The sequence below is a fragment of the Microbacterium sp. HMH0099 genome (assembly GCF_049384025.1).
Lineage (GTDB): Bacteria > Actinomycetota > Actinomycetes > Actinomycetales > Microbacteriaceae > Microbacterium.
Window position 1 is genome coordinate 93205 of record NZ_JBMRJR010000005.1, and the last position, 20854, is coordinate 114058.

22 protein-coding genes are annotated in these 20854 nt (G+C 72.4%); 11 read left to right on the forward strand and 11 right to left on the reverse strand.

What is annotated here, in order from left to right:
• Nucleotides 1-12: 12 nt before the first annotated feature.
• The 10 genes from ACO03V_RS12400 to ACO03V_RS12445 form a co-directional block, all read right to left on the reverse strand.
• The gene (locus ACO03V_RS12400) at nucleotides 13-786 is read right to left on the reverse strand and encodes an FHA domain-containing protein (RefSeq protein WP_423137799.1); all 774 of its coding nucleotides are present in this window, start codon (nucleotides 784-786) and stop codon (nucleotides 13-15) included.
• Between the two features lie 139 nt (nucleotides 787-925).
• A complete protein-coding gene (locus ACO03V_RS12405; RefSeq protein WP_423137800.1) occupies nucleotides 926-1873 on the reverse strand; it encodes a hypothetical protein in 948 nt (315 codons plus the stop codon).
• Between the two features lie 79 nt (nucleotides 1874-1952).
• Nucleotides 1953-2810, reverse strand: coding sequence for a hypothetical protein (locus ACO03V_RS12410; protein WP_423137801.1), 858 nt, complete (start codon nucleotides 2808-2810; stop codon nucleotides 1953-1955).
• Nucleotides 2811-2815: 5 nt separating this feature from the next.
• Entirely contained in the window at nucleotides 2816-3301 is a 486-nt protein-coding gene (locus tag ACO03V_RS12415) for a hypothetical protein (RefSeq protein ID WP_423137802.1), read from the reverse strand.
• A complete protein-coding gene (locus ACO03V_RS12420) occupies nucleotides 3298-5922 on the reverse strand; it encodes a hypothetical protein (protein ID WP_423137803.1) in 2625 nt (874 codons plus the stop codon). The genes ACO03V_RS12415 and ACO03V_RS12420 overlap by 4 nt, the downstream gene beginning before the upstream one ends.
• Nucleotides 5922-6266 (reverse strand): DUF6507 family protein, encoded by a 345-nt coding sequence (locus tag ACO03V_RS12425; protein ID WP_367728468.1) that lies wholly within the window; start codon nucleotides 6264-6266, stop codon nucleotides 5922-5924. The genes ACO03V_RS12420 and ACO03V_RS12425 overlap by 1 nt, the downstream gene beginning before the upstream one ends.
• A gap of 103 nt (nucleotides 6267-6369) precedes the next feature.
• Nucleotides 6370-6681 (reverse strand): pore-forming ESAT-6 family protein, encoded by a 312-nt coding sequence (locus tag ACO03V_RS12430; protein WP_367728472.1) that lies wholly within the window; start codon nucleotides 6679-6681, stop codon nucleotides 6370-6372.
• Between the two features lie 20 nt (nucleotides 6682-6701).
• Complete coding sequence (locus ACO03V_RS12435) at nucleotides 6702-7022, reverse strand: hypothetical protein (RefSeq protein WP_367728473.1); 321 nt, start codon at nucleotides 7020-7022, stop codon at nucleotides 6702-6704.
• Between the two features lie 133 nt (nucleotides 7023-7155).
• Entirely contained in the window at nucleotides 7156-7731 is a 576-nt protein-coding gene (locus tag ACO03V_RS12440; protein WP_423137982.1) for an HhH-GPD-type base excision DNA repair protein, read from the reverse strand.
• A 400-nt stretch (nucleotides 7732-8131) separates the two neighbouring features.
• A complete protein-coding gene (locus ACO03V_RS12445) occupies nucleotides 8132-9457 on the reverse strand; it encodes a glutamyl-tRNA reductase (RefSeq protein WP_387055755.1) in 1326 nt (441 codons plus the stop codon).
• A gap of 111 nt (nucleotides 9458-9568) precedes the next feature.
• On the opposite strand from ACO03V_RS12445, the gene hemE reads away from it, so the two are divergent.
• The 11 genes from hemE to cofD all read left to right on the forward strand — a co-directional run bounded on the left by hemE (nucleotide 9569) and on the right by cofD (nucleotide 19841).
• Entirely contained in the window at nucleotides 9569-10606 is a 1038-nt protein-coding gene (hemE, locus tag ACO03V_RS12450; RefSeq protein WP_423137804.1) for a uroporphyrinogen decarboxylase, read from the forward strand.
• The gene (hemG, locus tag ACO03V_RS12455; protein WP_423137805.1) at nucleotides 10603-12150 is read left to right on the forward strand and encodes a protoporphyrinogen oxidase; all 1548 of its coding nucleotides are present in this window, start codon (nucleotides 10603-10605) and stop codon (nucleotides 12148-12150) included. The genes hemE and hemG overlap by 4 nt, the downstream gene beginning before the upstream one ends.
• 226 nt (nucleotides 12151-12376) lie before the next feature.
• Nucleotides 12377-12778, forward strand: coding sequence for a hypothetical protein (locus ACO03V_RS12460; protein ID WP_367728494.1), 402 nt, complete (start codon nucleotides 12377-12379; stop codon nucleotides 12776-12778).
• A 3-nt stretch (nucleotides 12779-12781) separates the two neighbouring features.
• Nucleotides 12782-13192 (forward strand): phage holin family protein, encoded by a 411-nt coding sequence (locus ACO03V_RS12465; protein ID WP_367728504.1) that lies wholly within the window; start codon nucleotides 12782-12784, stop codon nucleotides 13190-13192.
• Nucleotides 13182-13460 carry a hypothetical protein gene (locus ACO03V_RS12470; protein WP_367728506.1) on the forward strand — a complete coding sequence of 93 codons (279 nt, stop codon included), beginning with the start codon at nucleotides 13182-13184 and terminating at the stop codon, nucleotides 13458-13460. Before ACO03V_RS12465 ends, ACO03V_RS12470 begins: the two co-directional genes overlap by 11 nt.
• Nucleotides 13461-13650: 190 nt before the next feature.
• A complete protein-coding gene (gene hemQ / locus ACO03V_RS12475) occupies nucleotides 13651-14319 on the forward strand; it encodes a hydrogen peroxide-dependent heme synthase (RefSeq protein ID WP_367728507.1) in 669 nt (222 codons plus the stop codon).
• Entirely contained in the window at nucleotides 14316-15314 is a 999-nt protein-coding gene (hemC, locus tag ACO03V_RS12480) for a hydroxymethylbilane synthase (protein ID WP_387055753.1), read from the forward strand. Before hemQ ends, hemC begins: the two co-directional genes overlap by 4 nt.
• On the forward strand, nucleotides 15311-16126 hold the full coding sequence (locus tag ACO03V_RS12485) for a uroporphyrinogen-III synthase (protein ID WP_367728517.1): 816 nt from the start codon (nucleotides 15311-15313) through the stop codon (nucleotides 16124-16126). The genes hemC and ACO03V_RS12485 overlap by 4 nt, the downstream gene beginning before the upstream one ends.
• Entirely contained in the window at nucleotides 16123-17106 is a 984-nt protein-coding gene (gene hemB, locus ACO03V_RS12490; protein WP_423137806.1) for a porphobilinogen synthase, read from the forward strand. The genes ACO03V_RS12485 and hemB overlap by 4 nt, the downstream gene beginning before the upstream one ends.
• Before the next feature lie 67 nt (nucleotides 17107-17173).
• A complete protein-coding gene (gene hemL / locus ACO03V_RS12495) occupies nucleotides 17174-18502 on the forward strand; it encodes a glutamate-1-semialdehyde 2,1-aminomutase (RefSeq protein ID WP_423137807.1) in 1329 nt (442 codons plus the stop codon).
• Between the two features lie 373 nt (nucleotides 18503-18875).
• Nucleotides 18876-19841: a 2-phospho-L-lactate transferase gene (cofD, locus tag ACO03V_RS12500; protein WP_423137808.1), complete on the forward strand. Its 966-nt coding sequence runs from the start codon at nucleotides 18876-18878 to the stop codon at nucleotides 19839-19841.
• A gap of 276 nt (nucleotides 19842-20117) precedes the next feature.
• Here cofD and cofC read toward each other — a convergent pair whose 3' ends face one another.
• A complete protein-coding gene (cofC, locus tag ACO03V_RS12505; protein WP_367728526.1) occupies nucleotides 20118-20753 on the reverse strand; it encodes a 2-phospho-L-lactate guanylyltransferase in 636 nt (211 codons plus the stop codon).
• Nucleotides 20754-20854: the final 101 nt, after the last annotated feature.

Genomic DNA, 20854 nt, shown 5'->3' on the forward strand with positions numbered 1-20854 from the left:
GCGTTCCGCCGCTCACGCGGCGTCCCGGATGGTCAGGACGCGGTCGCCGACCTCGATGACCACGTCGGTGGGAACAGGGGTGCGCTGGTGGGGGAGGAGTGGGGTGGGAGCTCCGGCGCCGCGGACGAAGGTGCCGTTCGTGGAGCCCAGGTCGGTGACCCAGACCTGGTGCCCGTCCCACTCCAGCCGCACGTGGGACTTCGACATCGTCCGAGACATGTCGGCCCAGCGGTAGACGTCGGCGGGAGCGTCCGCCGGGGCGGACGGATCGCGGCCCAGGATGAGCGCGGTGGTCAGCGTGAGACGTTCGCCCGAGTCGAGAAGGATCCCCGGGGCGGTCGAACGCGCTGCCGAGCTCGTGGTGCGGCCGAGCGCGGAGTCGGGGAAGCGGAACGCCGAGACGGCGGGGGCGAAGGGATCGCGCGCACGCCGCAGATCGCACAGCACGAGGCCGCCGGCGAACAGCGCGACGAGAGCGGCGGATCCGGCGGCGACGCCGTTCGAGCGACGCACGACGCGCGCGTTGACGGTCGCGGTGCCGAGGGTGCGGCCGGTGCGGCCGAGGAGCCAGACCGCGACGGCGAGCAGGACGACGGCGAGCGCGATGAGGGCCCAGCCTGCGGAGGGGAGCCCGCCGGCGACGACGACGATGCCGGCGACGAGCAGCGCGAGCGGCATGACGACGTCGAGCGCGACAGCGCCCGCGATCTGTCCGGCGCCCGCGCGTGCGGTGAACACCAGCGGATCGACGTCGGCCAGCCGCGGTGCCTCCTGCGTACTCGTCATCGGCTCTCCTCGCCCCTCAACCCTCCAACCCTATGCACCTCGCTGCGGGCGCGCGGATCGGTTCGGTGCCTTGTGTGGACAACTCGCGTCCCGGCAGAATTCGCGAGTGAGGTTGCATCTCGTCGGTGGGGCCGGCTGATCAGCGTCGATGGAGCGGGACGTAGGTGCGTGCGGCGACCATTGCGATCACATCGCCCGCGGCATCCGCGGAGATCTCCTCGAGGTCGGCGTCCAGGGGGAATCGGACGGCGCGATGGAGCACGCCCCGCGAATCGCGGACCCACGCGTCGACGTCCGCGAGGTATTCGTCGGTCGGGCCCGTGGCATCCGTTCGCCGTCGGAACAGGCGGACGGGGACGAGCCGCCCGTCGACGAGGTGCTCGCGGATGAAATAGCGGACGGAGAGGGATGCCGCGGCCCCCCTCTCGCGTCCCTGCTCGTGGCTCCGCCAGCCGGTGACGCGGTTCGCCGCGCGCAGACGTGAGAGGAAGTGCTCGAGGGCAGCCTCTTCCGAGGCGAACTCGCGACGCCCGACCGGGGTGGCACGCTCATCCGTCGCGAAGACGGCCCACTCGTCCGGCGTGCGGGCGATCGCGACCACGTCCACCTGATTCGTCGCGTCTTCGAACCATCGGTAGCCGTGCAGCCCCTCGCGTCGGATGGCTTCGAGGACACCCTCGCGCGTCGTTGGCGCTCCGTGCAGGAGACTCGTCTGCAGGCTCTTCACATCCTCGTCGGCGAAGTAGCTGAACTTGGCTGCCTCGATATCGCTGGCGAAGAAGCGCCTCGGACCAGGGGTTCCTCGCGACAGGATGAATCCCGCGTCCGGGGCCCGCTCAAGCAGGAAACCCTCCGCAGGAACCGCCACTCCGTCCCCATCGATGGCGAGGGGGCGGCGAAGAGCCGGCAGGCGATGAGCTGTCCGGATGTCATTGGCGAGCAGGCACACGAGGTACCGGACGACGTCGTCGGAAGTCTCGGCCCGGAATGCCGTGCCCCTATCCTGGTCGCGCCACTGCTTGTGGACCTGCCATCCCGCTTCCGTTGCCCGGATCTGGAGGGTCAGCTCGTCTGCGCGCAGGATCACGCCCCCATGTGTGGGCGTGGCGCTGATGAGCTCCGGTGCGAGATCCGCGACGGCGAGGATGTGGATAGGGTTTGCGTCTCTAGGCCGTTGTTCGGACGAGTTCCTCACCCCGCATATCCGTGACGTCCTCCAGGCGTGCCGTGGTTTCGTACACCCCAGCGTCGACGCGCTCCAGCCCTGCGTCGTCCGCTGAGGGGGCGTCTCGACCGATGTAGACGAGACGCGCGACCGTTCCGGTTCCGTCGTTCCATCGCCGAGCGACCTGGAAGCGCAGGCCGTTCAGCGTAGCCGTGAGGCGGAGTGCGTGGACGTCCTCGATCTCCTCGGCCTCCACGACGTGGGCCCAGAGCCCGCGTTCGGTGGCCTTACCTCCGTCGAACGGACTGAAGGACGCGAGTACGACGCGGTCGTTGTCCAACTCGTCCGCGAGGAAGGAGACCCCTTTCCATCGAGAGAAGGTTCCGCAGACGTCTGACGGCAATGCTCGCCCCTGACCCGGTTGCCACCCCGACGCGACGTTCGCGTAGGCCGAGAGGAACTCTTCGCGTCCGTCCGTATGGATGCGCCACAGTTCGGAACCGGCGGGTACCCTCGTCGGCTCCACCCACCACAGCGGGACCAGCCCCTTCGTCGTCGGGGAGAATCCGGTACCGGTGAATGGGGGAAGGCCCACGAACCCCTCGCCACCCCCGTCGACGGCGCCCGTGGCAGGCACGAAAGTCAGTGTCGCGCGGGGCTGAAAACGCAGCACGTCGACGAAAGGCTCATCAGCGAAGAGCGGATCACCGGCGGCGTAGCCGTGCGCCTCGAGAACCTCAGACGAAGTGCGCGCCCAGGACACGTCGACGTGCCGCGCAACGAACCCGCAGAGGAACTCGTCGCCCTGCGTCCAGAGTCGACGTCGAGCTGGGCTCACGACCTTCTCGAAGATGTCCATGCTTCTCATCTTGGCGTGGACTCCGAGTCAGCCGACATCGAGCCTGCGAGAGGGATGACCTTCTCGCGGTAATCCTCGATCTCGAGGACAGGAACCCGCAATGAGACCCCGCCGTACAGAGAACGGGGGTCGTGCACCGCGGCTCCGGGAATCGCGGCGATGGCATCGAATTCCGGGCCGTTGTCGTAATAGAGCAGGGCGAAGGAGCCGAGCTGGTCTCGAGGAACAGGACTCCACACCGCGGTCTCATCGCTCTTCGAAATCGAAACCAGAGGAATCCAGTGACCCTGGTAGAGACCCTCTGACTCCACTCGCTCGACCGCGAGGACATCCCACGGGGGGATCTCTCGCTGACCCGGACCCTCATGGTCGTAGACGACGAACCGCGACGGGATCGTCCCCGGCTTGATGCGGTACGTCGATACGAACCACCCGTCCGTCGTCTCGATCCAGGTACCGGTGCTGCGGAGGTCACCATGGTCCTCGTTCACACCGGCACCCATCCGTTCTCGGTCAATACGACGAAGGGGATCTCCTCCCCTGATGCCGTGATCCGGTAGATCTCTGTACCGAGCTCGAGGTCGATCCGGCCCGGGAGATGGTACTCAGGGATGATCTGGATACCGCCGTCGCCCACGAAGCCATGTCCGAGGAACGGGTTGGAGGGTCCGAGGGGATCCATGCGCTGCGGACGGTAGTACGGCTGACCCGAAGAGTCGAAGAGGTACCCCGCCAAGGCGCCGGCATCGGCTGACGGTACCCGCAGGTCAGCACCCTCGGGGAGGGTGAACCGCACGGCGTAGGTCTCACCGATCGGCGCCGTGAACTGATCGGGAACCGTTCGTCCGGGGCCATAGTCGAGTCCGAAACCGCGAGCGATCTCCTCCGGCGTTGTCAGCCGCGCCGCGTCGGATGCGCGAGCGACAAAACCGCCCACCGTGTCCTCCGGCCCGTACTTGTGCTGCAGCAGGTTGTCCACGTCCGTCTGGCCGAGGATCTTCTGCATGACCTCGCCGGGCTGGGGCATCGGGATGCTCTCCCGGACGTCGAGAACGACGCGCGCTTCCTCGGGCGTGAGGGATTCCAAGGGCCTCTCGTGAATGAGGTGATGGAACTCGTCGGGCGACAGGCCGTGACGAGCTGCGGCCGATTCGATCGCCGATTCTGCGCTCGGGGACTGGATGACCTGGTCGTGCGACATCCGCGGCTCGAAGGAGTCGCCGTCAGGCAGACGAGTCGGGTCGTTCGTGGGAGGCCCACCGCCGTCGTCGCTGCGCCCGCCGCCCGTGGCGCCGTCGTCGCCGCGGCCCACGCCGCCGCCCGTGGTGCCGTCGGAGCCGTTGTGCCCGCCGGCATGGCTGCTGCCTCCACCGGTCTCGGTGGAGGGTTCGCGGACGACCGTCGACTCGCCTGAGCCGCTCGTCTCCGTCCGCACGGGAGCGTCTTCGACGATCGAGTTCCCGACTGCCGGACCGGTCTCGCCGCGGACGCCGCCGGCCGTGACGAGCTCCGGCTCGCGCACTGGAGCGGACAGGCCGCCGTCGGCGCGCACCGGGACGTCACCGCCGCGGACGGTGTCGAACGAGCCCGCGGGCATCTCGATCCGGCCGGAGGGGATCTCCGCGGTCGGCGGGAACTCGTAGACCGGGATGCCGTCTTCCACGCGCGCGGTGACGGTGCCGAGATCGACGCCCGCCTCGTCCAGTGCGCGCAGCGCCGAGGTCGCGTCGTCCGCGACGAACGGCGTGTCCGGGGTGTTCAGGTGGAAGCCGTCAGTGGCGTTCGAGCCCAGGCGTCCGATGAGGCCGTCCAGGCTGTGCAGACCGGCCCCGCCGAGGCGCATCGCTCCGTTCATCGCGAGCGCGGCCGGGTCGACGAAGTCGACGACCTTCGCCATCTTCGAGACGACGGATGCCGCCGTCGAGGCGGTCTTCACACCGGCGACGGCCGCGCCGCCCACCGGGATGAGGGCCGTGCCGATGTTGAACACGGACTCGCCGAGGGCGGTGCCGGGGTCGTCCTGCCACTTGTCCCAGGCGATGAGCGCCTTGCCGGTGTTGAGGGCGGCCTCGTCGGCCTTCGCCTTGAAGTCGCGGACCTCCTGGGGGAGGAATCCGCCCATCCCGGTGGCCTCCATCGCGGCGTCGCTCGCGAAGAGCGGGCCCAGCAGGGGCGAGTTGGCGACGCCCGAGAACGCAATGAGGCCCAGGTTCCCCCATGCGGCACCGTAGGCGTCGCCGGAGAAGAACTCGCCCGTCTCGGGGTTGTAGCCGAGTACGAGGGTGCCGAGGCCGGTGATCGTGCCCCAGACGCCGCCGACGGCGATGCCCTCCCAGAGGAAGTCCTTGAACACGAACTTCGCGGTCGCCTCGCCGCAGCCCTCGGTGCGCTCGACCTCGGCGCCCCACGGCATCTCGGTGCCCTCGGGGATCTCGGCGATGCCGTAACCGAGGGCGTCGTCCTCGGACTGCGCCGCGCGGAGCGCGGCACCGCCGAAGAGCGCGCGGATGCGGTTCGCACAGGCGCGCTCGGCCTCCCACAGCTTGACCTGCTGGGCGTTGACCGCGGCCAGCAGCTCGTTGTTGCGGTCGACGTGCTCCTGCGACTCGTGCCACTCCTTCGTGACCGTCCGGTACTTGTCGGGGGTCGCGGGAGCGGACGTCGTCGACGACCCCCACGAACCCTGGTACGTCGGCATGGCGGTCGCGCCGCCGTAGGGCGACTGCGCCGCCGTCCAGGCCGGGTTGATCTCGCGGACCTGCACGCCGCCCTGGATGGAGTCGACGAAGGTCTGCGCCTCGACGCGCAGGGAGTCGAGCTCCGCCTTGATCGGGCGCACGTCGGCGGCGAAGGCGATCAGCGCCGCAGACACCTCGGAGAGGTTGTCGCCCACCTGGGTGGCCTGTGCGCTGACGGGCGCCATGAGCCCCAGCAGTGTCGGCGACTCGGGCGCCTCGTAGACGCCGGCCATGCCCTGCCAGGCGAAGTGGACGTTGGACCCGTGGTCGGCGACCTGACCGGAGATGGTCCCGATCGTGCGGGCGTTCTCGTCGATGACGTCCGGCAGGATGTCGGCACCGGGGATCTTGTCGGGATCGATGGGGCTGGGCATCACTGCATCCCGTGGGGGAGGGCGGGCGGGTAGACGGCGGCGATCGCGGCCGTCTCGGCGTTGGCGGCCATCTCCATGTCGCCTGCGATGTAGGCCTCGGTCGCGCTGACGACGCCCTGAGCGGCCGCACCGATCCGGGCGCTCATGCCCTGGATGCGCGGTGCCTCCTCCTGCTCGAAGTAGGTCTGCACCGCCTCGGAGATGGCTCCGGACTGCGTCGCCGTCACGGCCCCTTCGAGCGCCGGACTGAGCGCGTTGAGCGCCGCCCCGAGCGCCTCGGCGTCGACGTTCACCGTCTGCAGCACCGATACGACGCCGGACGGCTGTATCCGCCAGCTGGTCATCGCCCCCACCCTTTCGAATCTCGCATCCGCCCGCGCCCCTCACCCCGGTCGCGGGCGCCGTCGATGCCGGGCGCATCCCGCGCCCGGCATCGTGCGGCGACGATCAGCCGATCGACTCCACGGCCGCGCGAGCCTTGCTCAGCGCAGTCTGGGCCGACTCGTCGTTCCGCTCGAGCGAGGAGCGCAGCGTCTGGATGATGCCCCGCACCTCGGCGGCGGCGTTCTTCCAGCGGGTCTCCTTGCCACGGTAGTCCTCGGACACCCCGTCGGCGGAGTAGTCGGACATGGCGGCCTGCACGTCGCGATCGTGCTGGTCGATGAGCGCCTCCAGCTGGGCGGCGACGCGGTTGAAGTTGTCCTGCGCGTTCTGCGAGGCCGCGATCGAGTAGTCGCGCCGATCTCCCTGATTCACCATGAGTCAGTCCCTTCCGATCCTCAACGGGCGCCGAAACGCGCGGCGTCGAATGCCGAGCCGGCCTCGAGGCCGGTGGTCTGGTCGACCATGGACGTCTCGCCCTCCTGGAACGAGCGGTCCATGCCGGAGATGCCGCCGAGCACGCCGTCGAGAGCCAGCTTGAGCTCGGACGAGATCGCGTCGGTGCGCGACTTGAACCGGTCGAATGCGGCGCGACCCGCGCCCTGGAACTGCCCCTCGAGCGGCTCGGCCGCCTCGAACAGCTGACGCACCAGCAGCGACAGCTCATCGCTCGACCCCGAGGTGGCCTTACCCAGCACACCCAGAGTGTCGGAACCCATTGCGAACTTCACGAGAGCCCACCCTTCATCCGTGAAAAAACCGTGCAACGAACTCTGACACCCTAACCAGCGCGGCCGACGGTCCCAAGAAAGATGAGAGAACTCTCCTTCTTCTCGGCCTGTGGAGGGCAGGTCAGCCCTTGGCCTCCTTGGCGGCGGCCTTGGCCGCGCGCTTATGCTCCCGCACCTTCGTCAGCGTCTCCGGACTGGTGATGTCGGCGACGGAGCGGAAGGACCCCTCCTCGCCGTACGGGCCCGCCGCCTCGCGCCAGCCGTCGCCGTCGAAGCCGCACTGCTTGCCCAGCAGCGCGAGGAAGATCCTCGCCTTCTGGTCGCCGAAGCCCGGAAGGGCCTTCAGTCGCTTGAGCACCGTCGCGCCGTCGGGGTCGTCACGGGTCCAGAGGGCGGCGGCATCCCCGTCCCAGTCCTCCTCGATCGCCGCGCAGAGGGACTGGACCCGACCGGCCATCGACCCCGGGAACCGGTGCACCGCCGGGCTCTGCGAGAACGCGGCGGTGAACTCGTCGTGGTCGTAGTGCGCGATGGTCGCGGCGTCGACGGTGCCGATGCGCTCGCGGATCTTCAGCGGACCGGTGAACGCGGTCTCCATGGCGATCTGCTGGTCGAGGAGCATCCCGATCAGCAGGGCGAGCGGGTCGCGGGAGAGGAGCTCGTCGGCGGCGGGGTCGTCGGTGATGCGCAGGCTCATGCCTCCATTCTCGCGGGGAGCGGAGGAGATGCGGCGGAGGGAGGACGTGGATGCCACGGGTCGTCCTCCCGTCCCGACATCTCCTCCCGCGGCCACCAGGTGGAGCCGTCGGGGAGCGGGGGAGATGTGGCGGAGGGAGGACGTGGATGCCACGGGTCGTCCTCCCGTCCCGTCATCTCCTCCCGCGGCCACCAGGTGGAGCCGTCGGGGAGCGGGGGAGATGTGGCGGAGGGAGGACGTGGATGCCACGGGTCGTCCTCCCGTCCCGACATCTCCTCCCGCCGCCACCGGGCGGAGCCGTCGGGGAGCGGAGGAGATGTGGCGGAGGGAGGACGTGGATGCCATGGGGCGTCCTCCCGTCCCGTCATCTCCTCCCGCCGCCACCAGGCAGCGAGGCGCGTCAGCCCGCGTCGGCGATGTCGCGCACGATCTCGGGCGCGGAGACCTCGATGCCGAACAGCGCGGAGAGGGCGTCGACGTAGTCGTCGGCGCGTCCGGCCTCGGCGAGCTCGTGCGCGCGCGTGGTCGGGGTGTGCAGGAGGACGCCGACGAGGTGGCGCAGGGCCTGCTCGGTCTGGCCGCCCTCGTCGCCACGGGCACGGACGCGGGCGATCTCGGTGTCGAGGACGCCGAAGACGTGGGCGCGCAGCGCGACCACGGCGGGGGTGATGTTCTTGCGCTCGCCGACGGAGGCGAAGCGGCGCGCGGCGTCGCGGACGAGGTCGCGCGCGGCGTCGGTGGCCTGCAGCTCCTCGAGCGGGGCGTGCAGGCGGATGGTCTCGAGGTCGAGCAGGTCGACGCCCGGCACCGTGGCCACGTCCGGGTCGACGTTGCGCGGCAGGCCGAGGTCGATGACCAGCCGGCTCGAGGTGTGGTCGACGGGGCAGGACCCCGCCGCGCTCTCGACCGCCGTCTCGTACGCGCCGCGACCGGCGGCGTAGGTGGCGGCGCTGAGCACGTGGTGCTCGGCGGTCGTGCAGGTGATGACGAGGTCGGCCTGGACCACGGCAGCGGGGAAGGTCTCGGCCGAGACGGCCCGCAGACCGTGCTTCGCGGCGAACTTCGCGGCGCGTCCGGACGGGGAGTGCACCGAGATGTTCTCCGCTCCCTGGTCGCGCAGAGCGGCGACGGTCGCCGCGGCGTACGCGCCGGTGCCCACGAGCAGCACCCGCTGGGTCGACCAGTCGGCGATGCGGCTCGACGCGAGCTCGAGTCCGAGACGCACGAGCGAGCGCCCGGCGCGGCCGATCGCGGTGGAGTTCTTGACGCCGCGCTGCGCCTCCGAGGCCCGCTGGAACAGACGCTCGAGCTCCGCGGACGTGGTGCCGAGCTGGCGGGACTCGGTCAGCGCGCGACGCACCTGACCGGCGATCTCGCCCTCGCCGACGACGACGGACTCGAGACCGGATGCCACCGAGAACAGGTGCTCCGCGACCTCGCCGCCGCCGAGGACGGTGTACGCCCCCTCCAGCTCGCTGGCGGGCACGCCGGTGGCGGCCTCGATCGCGCTCAGCGTGGCCTCGACGCCGACGGCCACGGCCGCGGTGACCGGCTCGTCCATGTCGACGTAGGCCTCGAAACGGTTGCAGGTCGCGACGACGACGGCACCCTGGACGCACTCGTCGTGCTCGGCGATGAGCGGGGCGATGGGTGCCGCGGGTACGCTGAGCCGCTCGAGGAGCTCGAAGGACGCGGTCTTGTGACTCGCGCTGACGCACAGCAGCACGTTCATATTCTACGCGCGGTGCCCGCGAGGTATTCCGGGAGCCTCGACATCGAGGCATCCATCCCCCTCCCGCCCCGCGTCGGCCGGTCGGTGAATGGGAGGATGGATGCCATGGCCTCTCCCGACGCTCCCCTTCTTCGTGCCCTCCGCGGCGACCGTCCTGAGCGTCAGCCGGTGTGGTTCATGCGGCAGGCCGGCCGCTCGCTCCCCGAGTACCGCGAGCTGCGCGTGGGCACCCGCATGCTCGACGCCTGCCTCACCCCCGACCTCGCCGCCGAGATCACGCTGCAGCCCATCCGCCGACACGACGTCGACGCGGCCATCTTCTTCAGCGACATCGTCGTTCCCCTGCGACTGGCCGGGGTGGGAGTGGAGATCGAGCCGGGACGCGGCCCCGTCTTCGCCGACCCCGTGCGCACCGCCGCCGACGTCGAGCGCGTGACATCCATCGACCCCGCCGACGTGGCCGCGGCCGCCGAGCCGGTGCGCGAGGCCGTGCGGCTGGTGACGGCCGAGCTGGGCGAGCGCGTCCCGCTCATCGGCTTCGCCGGCGCCCCCTTCACCCTGGCGGCGTACCTCGTCGAGGGCGGGCCGTCGAAGGAGCACCTGCGGGCGCGCGGCATGATGCACGCCGACCCCGCGTCGTGGCACCGGCTGGCCGGGTGGCTGGCGAAGGTGTCGCGCGCGTTCCTCGACGCGCAGGTCGACGGCGGGGCGCAGGCCGTGCAGCTGTTCGATTCGTGGGCCGGGTCGCTGTCGCCGGCGACCTTCCGCGAGTTCATCGCACCGCACTCCGTCGAGGCCCTCGAGGGGATCACCGTTCCGCGGATCCACTTCGGCGTCGGCACGGGTGCGTTCCTCGACGACATGCGTCTGGGCGGACTCGCCGACGCGGTCGGCGTGGACTGGCGGATGCCGCTGGACGAGGCCGCGGCGATCGTCGGCCCCGACGTCACCCTGCAGGGCAACATCGACCCCGCCCTGCTCGGCGCCCCCTGGCCCGTCCTCGCCGCCCACGTCGACGACGTGCTGGCCCGCGGGCGCGCCGCCCGGGCGCACATCCTCAACCTGGGTCACGGCGTCCCGCCGGACACCGACCCCGACGTCCTGACCCGCATCGTCGCCCGCGCCCACGGGGAGGACGCGTGAGCGATCCCCTCGAGCGGCTCGCGCGGCAGGCGCACGAGACGCACGTCGTCGTGGTCGGCGGCGGGATCGCGGGACTGGTCGCCGCCCTCGAATGCGCGAAGGTCGGGCTGCGGGTGACCGTGCTGGAGGCCTCGCCGGTGTTCGGCGGGGTCCTCCGCTCGGCGGAGGTCGGCGGCATGACCCTCGACGTGGGCGCCGAGAGCTTCGCGACGCGCGGCGGCGTGGTGCGGAAGCTGCTCGCCGAGCTCGGCCTCGACGACGACATCGTCGCGCCGAACCCCGCCGGCGCGTGGGTCGCCGGGCTGCCCGGCGGCGCGGCCGCGCCCCTGCCGAAGGGCGGCGTGCTCGGTATCCCGGCCAACCCGTTCGCCCCCGACGTCCGCCGGGTCATCGGGTGGGCCGGCGTGTGGCGGGCCTACGTCGACCGGGTGCGTCCTCCCCTGACGATCGGGCACGAGCACAGCCTCGGTCGCCTGGTGCGTTCGCGCATGGGGGCACGGGTGCTCGACCGTCTCGTCGCCCCCGTGACGAGCGGGGTGTACTCCGCGCGTCCCGACGACATCGACGTCGATCTGGCCGCGCCGGGTCTGAACGCCGCTCTCACGCGCACGGGATCGCTGCAGGGCGCGGTGGCGGAGCTGCACGCGCGCCGTTCCGCCCCCCGCGCCGTCGACGCCCCCGCGTCCGACGTGCCCGTGTCGAGAAGCGGCGGCCCCGCGTCCGACGTGCCCGTGTCGAGAAGCGGCGGCCCCGCGCCGGGCGGGGCGGTCGAGGGCCTCGCCGGCGGGATGTCCCGCCTGACCGACGGGCTCGTCGCCCGGCTGACCGAGCTCGGCGTCGACCTGCGGACCGACGTCCGCGCCGATCGCCTCGACCGGCTCGAAGACGGCTGGCGCGTCGCGACGTCCGAGGGCGAGCACGTCCACGCCGATGCCGTCGTCGTCGCCTTGCCCGAGGGGCCGGCCCGCGCGCTCCTCGCGCCCGTGGTCCCCGCCCTGTCGGGCGACGAGCCCGTGGCCCCGGTGGTGGAGGTGGTGACGCTGGTGGTGAAATCCCGCGACCTCGACGCCGCTCCTCGCGGCACGGGTGTGCTGACGGTCCCCGGCAGCCACGCGGCCAAGGCGCTCACCCATTCGACCGCGAAGTGGGACTGGGTCCGGGATGCCGCCGCCCCCGGCATCCATGTCGTCCGCGTGTCGTTCGGCGCCCAGGGCGAGGAGCCGGCCACCGCCGCCCTCGACGACGACGCGGCCGCACGGCTGGCGCTGTCCGAGGCGGAGAGGATGCTCGGCGTCCCGCTGCCGCCGACCGTGCTCTCGGCGTCGCACCGGGTCCGCTACGTCCAGTCGCAGCCCGCGGCCACGATCGGTCGCGCCGCGGAGGTCGCAGCGGCGCGCGGCGCGGTGCGCGCGGTCCCGGGCCTGGGGGCGACGGGGGCGTGGATCGCCGGGACCGGGCTCGCGCAGGTCGTCCCCGACGCGCGCGCGGAGGCCGACCGCATCCGCAGCGCCGTGCTCTGGCGCGGGCGGCCGCTCGCGGAGTGAGCGTCCGGTCGGAGCTCACGGCTCCGGCGCGGGCTGCCGCCGGCTGGCGCGGGCGGCCGCTCGCGGAGTGAGCGCCCGGTCGGAGCTCACGGTTCCGGCGCGGCAGGCCGTGGACGCGGGGAGCCCCTCCGTCAGAGTCCGGGCGATGTCAAGGGCGGATGCCGCGCCGGGAATACATCGCTACTGTGAGTCTCGACCAGCACTCGATCGAGCGTGAGGAGACCCCATGAGGGGCAAAGCAGCACTCGTCGTCGGACTCGTGGCGGGCTACGTGCTCGGAGCACGTGCAGGCCGCGAGCGGTACGAGCAGATCAAGGGCCAGGCCGAGAAGGTCTGGGACCAGCCCGCCGTCCAGGGTCAGGTCGAGAAGGTGAAGGCGTTCGGCGCCTCCGCGCTCAAGGCCGTTCCGGGCGTCGTCTGGAAGGGCGCCAAGTCCGTGACCGGCGCGGCCACGCAGCCGGGCACCGTGTCGGAGCGCGCGCAGCGCGCCGCCCGCGTCGCCAAGGACTCGGCCGCAGAGGTGGCCGACACCGTCGAGGACTCCGTCGAAGAGGCGGAGAAGGCCGAGAAGTCGGCGACCGCGCGTGCGAAGGCGGCCCAGGGCGGCTCCGACTCGTCCGGGAGCTGAGGCATGACCACTCCTCGCGGATTCCGCGACCGCTCGGACGACAGCCTGTTCACCCTGCTCGGGGACATCCCCGAGCTGGTGCGCAACCTCGTCGTCGCCGAGATCAACGGCGCGAAGGCGTGGGCGCAGCGCACCGCCAAGGACGCCGGGATCGGCGCCGGCTGGTTCGTGGGGGCGCTCATCGTCGTCTTCTGGGCCGTCCCGGTGTTCTTCGCCTTCGTCATCGCGGGGCTGTCGTCGTGGTGGCCGGTCTGGCTGTCGGCGCTCGTCGTCTTCGGTGTGATGATCCTCATCACCGCGGTCCTGGCGCTTCTCGGCATCCTGCGCTTCAAGCGCCTGTCGTCCCGCGAGAACCCCGGCAAGGCGATCTCCGAAGACGTCCGCATCATCAAGGAGGCCCGCGATGAGTATTGACCGTCCCGTCCCGGTGCCGAAGACCGCGGTGCCGCTCGGCATCAGCGACCCGGTCGAGCACGCCCGCGCGGAGCTCAAGGCCGCGTTGGCGGCCATCGAGGTCAAGGCCAACGTCCCGCGTCGCGCGAGCGACGCGCTGGACCGCGGCGTCGAGCGGGCGCGGCACTTCGCCCGCTCCAACCCGTCCGCCGCCGCGGCCGCCGTGGTCGGAGTCGCCGCGACCGTCGGCCTCGCCGTCTGGGGCATCGTCCGCGCCTACACGCGCTGATCGCGTCCGACGCCCGGCCCGTGCGGGGCCGGGCGTCGTCGCGTCCGCGGGTGCCCGACGCCCCGGGCGAACGCCCGCGCACCGCGTTTCGGGGCGGGAACCGCGTTCAGCGGCATCCGGATCCCGAGGGGTGGTTCGCCGATGAGTCAACCGGTTTGGACCGGCGCGCGCGCCGGACGAGACTAGGGACATGTCCCACGACTCCTCTTCCGTCTACACGCTGTGGGCGGTGTTCCGCCGCGACCCCGAGAACCCCGTCACCGCCACCGACGCCACCGAGCTCGCCGACATCACGGCGCTCGTCGAGGCCGACGGCGTGACCGTCCGCGGGTTCTACGACGTCAGCGGGCTGCGCGCCGACGCGGACCTCATGGTGTGGATGCACGGCGAGGACCCCCAGGCGCTGCAGCGCGACCTCCGCCGCCTGCGCCGCACCGACCTCCTCAAGAACCTCCTCCCCACGTGGAACGCCATGGGCGTCCACCGCGACGCCGAGTTCAACCGCTCGCACGTCCCGGGCTTCCTCCGCGGCATCGAGGCCCAGCAGTGGCTGTGCCTGTACCCCTTCGTGCGCAGCTACGAGTGGTACCTCCTGCCGGAGGCCGAGCGCCGCGAGATGCTCATCGAGCACGGCAAGAAGGGCTCCGTCTACAAGGGCGTCATCGCCAACACCGTCGCGTCGTTCGCCCTCGGCGACTACGAGTGGCTCCTCCCGATGGAGGCCGACGTGCTCACCGACCTCGTCGACATGATGCGCGACCTGCGGTACACCGAGGCCCGCCGCCACGTGCGCGAGGAAGTGCCCTTCTACACGGGCCGCCTGGTCACGCTCGACGAGATCCCCGAGATCCTCCAGTGACCGCGCCCCTGCGTCTCGGCACCCGGCGCAGCGCGCTGGCGATGGCGCAGTCGCAGATGGTGGCGGACGCCGTGGCCGAGGCGTCCGGCCGCCGGGTCGACCTCGTGCCGATCGTGTCGGAGGGCGACGTCAACCGCGCGTCCCTGTCGCAGCTCGGCGGCCGGGGCGTGTTCGCCAACGGCCTGCGCGAGGCGCTCGCCGCGGACCGCTGCGACTTCCTGGTGCACTCCTTGAAGGACCTCCCGACCGCGCAGCCCGACGGGCTCGTCATCGCGGCGACCCCGTCCCGGGAGGACGCGCGCGACGTGGTGGTCACCCGCGACGGCACCCCGCTGTCGTCGCTCCCGGCCGGCTCCACGGTCGGCACCGGGTCGCCCCGGCGCATCGCACAGGTGCTGCGGCACAATCCCCGGCTCGAGGTGCGCGACATCCGCGGCAACGTCGACTCCCGACTCGCCCGCGTGCGGGACGGGGAACTGGATGCCGTCATCCTGGCCGCCGCCGGGATCTCGCGCCTGGGCGGGGACCTCGGCGGGCTCGAGGCGGAGTACCTCGGCCTCGGCGAGTGGCCGACCGCGCCCGGACAGGGCTCCTTGGCGGTCGAGACGCGCGCGGACATCGCCCCCGACATCCTCCACGCCCTGTCGCAGCTCGACGACGATCGCACGCGCATCGCCATCACGGCGGAGCGGACGGTCCTGTCGGAGCTGGACGCCGGTTGCCACGCGCCCGTCGGGACGCACGCGGCCCTCGTCGACGGTGACCTGCGCCTGCGGGCCGTCGTGTACGCCCTGGACGGTTCGCGTCGGATCGGCATCGATCGGACCGTGCCGCTGGACCCGGGGTATGCTCGGGGACCGGGCAGTGGCAACGATGCAGATGCTGCCGACGACGGGGGACCCATCGCGCGTGCGACGCGTGCGGGCCAAGAAGCCGCACGTCGGTTGCTCGAACGTGGGGCGGCCGACCTGGTACCACGAGAGTCGACCACATGAACGAAGGCCATCGGCAGACGCCGACCACCTCCACGGGGAGCGTGCCCAAGCCGCTCGCCGGCCGGCGCGTCCTCGTGCCGCGCGGCGGCCCCTGGGGCGACGGCGTCGCGGCCAGCCTGCGCCAGCGCGGCGCCGTCCCGGTGATCGCGCCGCTCATCAACTTCGCCCCCACGAACGACCAGGCCACGCTCGACCAGGCCCTCGCGGACCTCGCCGACGGCGCCTTCGACTGGCTGACGCTCACGAGCGCGACCACCGTCGACGTTCTCTACGCCTACCGCGCGGTCATCCCGGCGACGACGAAGGTCGCCGCCGTGGGCGAGACGACCGCCGCTGCGATGCAGGCGGTCGGCTACCGCGTGGACCTCGTCCCCGAGCGCGACAACTCGGCGCAGGGCATGGCCGAGCAGATGATCGCGCTCGAGACCGAGCCGAAGAACGTGCTCACCCTGCGCAGCGAGATCGCCAAGCCCGTGCTGACACGGCTGCTCATCGAGGCGGGCCACCACGTGCGCAGCGTCGTCGCCTACCGCACCGTCGGCGTGCCCGTGACGGAGAAGATCGCCGGCGACGTCGGGTCGGGGCGGATCAACGCGATCCTCGTGACGAGCGGCTCGGTGGCCGAACAGGTCGTGGCGCAGTTCGCCGAGATCCCCTCCACCACCGTGGTGGCGGCGATCGGCCCGCGGACGGCCAAGGACGCCAAGCGCGCCGGGCTGACCGTCGACGTGGTCGCCGAGCGGCAGACGGTCGAGTCGCTGATCGAGGCCGTGGCCCGCTTCCCCCTCCCCACCGACGAGAACGACAGATGAGCTTCCCCCAGCACCGCCCGCGCCGTCTCCGGCGCACCCCCGCCATCCGCCGCGTCGCCCGCGAGACCCACCTCGTGCCGTCGCAGCTGGTGCTCCCGCTGTTCGTCCGTGAGGGAATCTCGGAGCCGAGCCCCATCGGCTCCATGCCCGGCGTGGTGCAGCACAGCGTGGACTCCCTGCGCCGCGTCGTCGCGGAGGCCGCCGAGGCCCGCATCGGCGGGGTCATGCTGTTCGGCGTGCCCGAGCACCGGGACGCCGTCGGCTCCGGGGCCGACGACCCGAACGGCATCCTGAACCTCGCCACCGCGGCCGTCGTCGCCGAGGTGGGCGACGCCGTCGTGGTGCAGACCGATCTCTGCCTCGACGAGTTCACCGACCACGGGCACTGCGGCGTGCTGCAGCCCGACGGGGCGGTCGACAACGACGCGACCCTCGAGCGCTACACCGCGATGGGCCTGGCGCAGGCGCGGGCCGGCTCGGCGATGCTGGGCCTGTCCGGGATGATGGACGGCCAGGTCGCCGCCGTCCGGGACGCCCTGGATGCCGAGGGCTTCACCGACACCCTGATCCTGGCCTATTCCGCGAAGTACGCCGGAGCATTCTACGGTCCGTTCCGCGAGGCCGTCGACTCCCAGCTGAAGGGCGACCGCCGGTCGTACCAGCTCGACCCCGGCAACGGGCGCGAGGGGGTGCGCGAGGCGCTGCTCGACGTCGAGGAGGGCGCCGACGTCGTCATGGTCAAGCCGGCACTGCCCTACCTCGACGTCCTCGCCGAGGTGAAGGCGTCCGTCGACGTCCCGGTCTGGGCCTATCAGGTGTCGGGGGAGTACGCGATGGTGGAGGCCGCCGCCGCCCACGGGTGGATCGACCGCCGCGGCGCGATCCTCGAGAGCCTGCTCGGCATCCGCCGCGCCGGCGCCGACGCGATCCTCACCTATTGGGCCCTCGAGGCCGCCCGCTGGCTCCGCGAAGAGCTCTGACCCGTCCGAGCGAGGGGGCGTTCACCGTCCGACCCCGCGCGTCGTCCTGCCCGGAAGAATGGATGCCATGACCGACCTCAACGACCAGTGGTTCGCCCGTGCCAAGGACGTCATCCCCGGCGGTGTGAACTCGCCCGTGCGGGCGTACGGCTCGGTGGGCGGCACCCCGCGCTTCGTGCAGTCGGCGGTGGGTCCGCGCATCACCGACGCCGCCGGACGCGAGTACGTCGACCTCGTCGCGTCGTGGGGACCGGCCCTGTTCGGACACGCGCACCCCGAGGTGGTCGGGGCCGTGCAGTCGGCGGCATCCCGTGGTCTGTCCTTCGGGGCGCCGACCGGCGCCGAGGTCGAGCTCGCCGATCTGATCGCGCACCGCGTGCAGGTCGGCGATCTGAAGCCCGTCGAGAAGGTCCGTCTGGTCTCCACCGGCACCGAGGCGACGATGACGGCCATCCGCCTGGCCCGCGGCGCGACCGGTCGCGACCTGCTCATCAAGTTCGCCGGGCACTACCACGGCCACTCGGACGGGCTGCTCGCGGCCGCCGGCTCGGGTGTCGCGACGTTGGCGCTGCCCGGATCGGCGGGCGTCCCCGCACCGATCGCCGCGCAGACCCTCGTGCTGCCGTACAACGACCTGGACGCGGTGCGCGAGGCGTTCGCCGTCCACGGTGAGAACATCGCCGCGGTCATCGTCGAGGCGGCCGCCGCGAACATGGGCGTCGTGCCGCCGCTGCCCGGATTCAACGCCGCCCTGGCGGACATCGCGCACAGCCACGGCGCGCTGCTCATCATGGACGAGGTGCTCACCGGCTTCCGCGTCCACCCCGCCGGCTTCTGGGGCCTTCAGGCCAGCCACGGCGAGACGTACCTGCCCGACATCCTGACGTTCGGCAAGGTCGTCGGCGGAGGGATGCCGCTGGCCGCTCTCGGCGGCCGTGCCGACGTGATGGACCAGCTCGCGCCGCTCGGCCCGGTGTACCAGGCGGGCACCCTGTCCGGGAACCCGCTCTCGGTCGCGGCGGGTCTCGCCACGCTCCGGCTGGCGACGCCGGAGGTGTACGCGGCCGTCGACGCCGCGGCCGCGCAGGTGTCGCACGCGCTCGGCGCGGCGTTGAGCGCGGAGGGCGTCGTCCACGCGGTCCCGCACGCCGGATCGCTGTTCGGCGTCGCCTTCCTGCCCGAGGTGCCGCGCGACTACGCGACGGCGCTCACCCAGGAGTCCTGGCGCTACGCGTCGTTCTTCCACGCGATGCTGGACGCCGGCGTCTCGCTCCCGCCGAGCGTCTTCGAGGCGTGGTTCCTCACCGCGGCGCACGACGACGTCGCGCTCGCGCGCGTGCTCGAGGCTCTGCCCGGTGCGGCCCGGGCCGCCGCCGCGGCGGTCGCCCCCGCCTGAGCACGGCCGGCGTCGCACCGGTCCCGCCGCGCTCCCGAGTCGGTGGGTCGTGTGTGCGGCGGTGGGTCGCCGAACTCCTGAGTTCCGCGTGCGTGTGTGCGGCGGTGGGTCGCCGAACTCCTGAGTTCCGCGTGGGTCGAGCGGCCGGCCGTCGGCTGTGCCCGGCCGTTGTCCTGGTGCTTCGTCCCGCTCGGGAGGCGCGGCGAGCAGAGTTCAGGAGTTCGGCGGGTCGCGCGGTGCGGGGCTCAGGAGTCCGGCGGGTGGCGCCGATGCAGGGCTCCGGAGATGGGCGGGTCGCGACGGGGGAGCGGAGGGGGCGGATCCGGAGGGGGCGGCATCCATCCGCCGGCTCGCAGGGTGGGAGGATGGAGGGATGCCGCTCGCCCAGACCCGTGTCGTCGTCCTCGCCGGAGGGGTCGGAGGCTCCAAGTTCACCCTCGGCGTGCGCGCCGCGCTGCGGAAGGTGGGTGCGCCGGAGGCGACGGTCGTGGTCAATACGGGCGACGACCTGTGGCTCGCGGGGGTCCGTCTGCAGCCCGACGTGGACTCGATCACCTACGCGCTCGCGGGCGTGAACGACACCGTCCGCGGCTGGGGTCGCGCCGGCGACACCGAGCGCGTCAACGAGGAGCTCCAGGCCTGGGGCGGCGGCTGGCCGTGGTTCACCCTCGGCGACCTCGATCTCGGCACGCATCTCGCGCGCACCGGGTGGCTCCGCGACGGTGCGACGCCCACGCAGGTGCTCGCCCGGATGGCGGAGCGCTGGCCGCTCCGCGCGCGTCTGCTGCCGATGACGGACAGCGAGGTCGACACCCACGTCCTGCTCGAGGACGGCGGGCGCCTGCACTTCCAGGAGTGGTGGACGCGCCACCGCGCCGCGCTCGTCCCCCGCGCGTTCGAGAATCCGGGTATCGCGGAGGCCGTTCCCGCGCCGGGCGTCGTCGACGCGATCGCCGCGGCCGACGTCGTCCTCGTCGCGCCGTCCAACCCGGTCGTGTCGATCGGTCCGATCCTCGGAGTCCGCGGCATCAGGGAGGCCCTGCAGCGCACGGAGGCGACCGTCGTCGGCGTCTCGCCGATCATCGGCGGCCGTGTGGTGCGCGGGATGGCCGACGTCTGCCTGACCGCCATCGGTGTCGAGACCAGCGCCGCGGCCGTCGCCCGGCATTACGGCGCGCGCTCCGACGGCGGGATCCTCGACGCGTGGCTGCTCGCCGAGGAGGACGCCGACGCGGCGCCCGAGGTCACGGCGGCGGGGATCCGAGCGGTCGTCGCGCCCCTGTGGATGACCGACGTGGATGCCTCTGCGGCCATCGCCGCGGCCGCGCTCCGCGCCTGACCGCCGCCCTGGCGCTGACTTGTCGCAGATGTACGCCGCGGCGGTGGTTTCGCGTGCATATGCGCCATGTCACGGCATTCGGGCATCGGGCGGCGGGCGGTTCCCCGGGCGCTGACTTGTCGCAGATGTACGCTGCGGCGGGGGTTTGGCGTGCTTTTGCGCCAAGTCACGGCAGGACGAGACAGCGGCGCGGCAGCGCGCGGCGGCGGGGCGGGGGCCGCGGGCGTCACGCGGCGGCGCGCGACGGCGGGGCGCGGGCCCCGGCGGCGGCGCGGGTCAGGCGGCGGCCGCGGCGAGGACCGCCGACGTGCGCGGTCCGACGCCGAGCTCGACGGCCGCGGCCAGCTGCCCCGCGGTGTCGACGTCGCGGCGCAGCGACGAGTCGCGCTTGACGGCCAGGTCGGTGCAGCCGAGGAGGCGGTGCCGGGCGGCGGAGTCGACGCCGAACGCGGACACCCACACCGCCCCCGCGCGGGCGGTGACCAGGGTGGATCCGGTGGCCTCGGCATCCGGGACCAGTCCGCGCTCCACGCCCGCCGCGAGCCGGAGCGCGGCGTCCAGATCGCCCGGCCGCAGCGCGGGCAGGTCGCCGAGCAGTGCCGCGCGCGGCGCCCCTTGACCGGCGGCGTCGGCACCCCGGGCGATCGCGGCGTCGAGACCGCGGCTGTCGCCCTCGGCGACGACCTCGACCCCGGGGAGCCGGGCGGCCTCGGCCCGCACGCCCGCGTCGTCGGTGACGACGAGGACCCGGCCGACCTCCGTTGCGGCGGCCGCAGCGGCGACCGTGTCGAGCGCGATGGCGCGCGCCAGCGACTCGCGGTCGACGGGGACGTCGATCAGCCGTGACTTGCCCACGGCGGCGGGCTTGACCGGCACGATGATCGTCCAGCCGGGGGAGTCGAGAGTGGTCATCGCGTCCATTGTCCGCTCATCCGACGACATTCCCGGTGGGGGGTAGCGGGCGCACCCGGGATCGTGCCAGTGGCATCCCGGATCCCGCCCGCCGCCCGCCG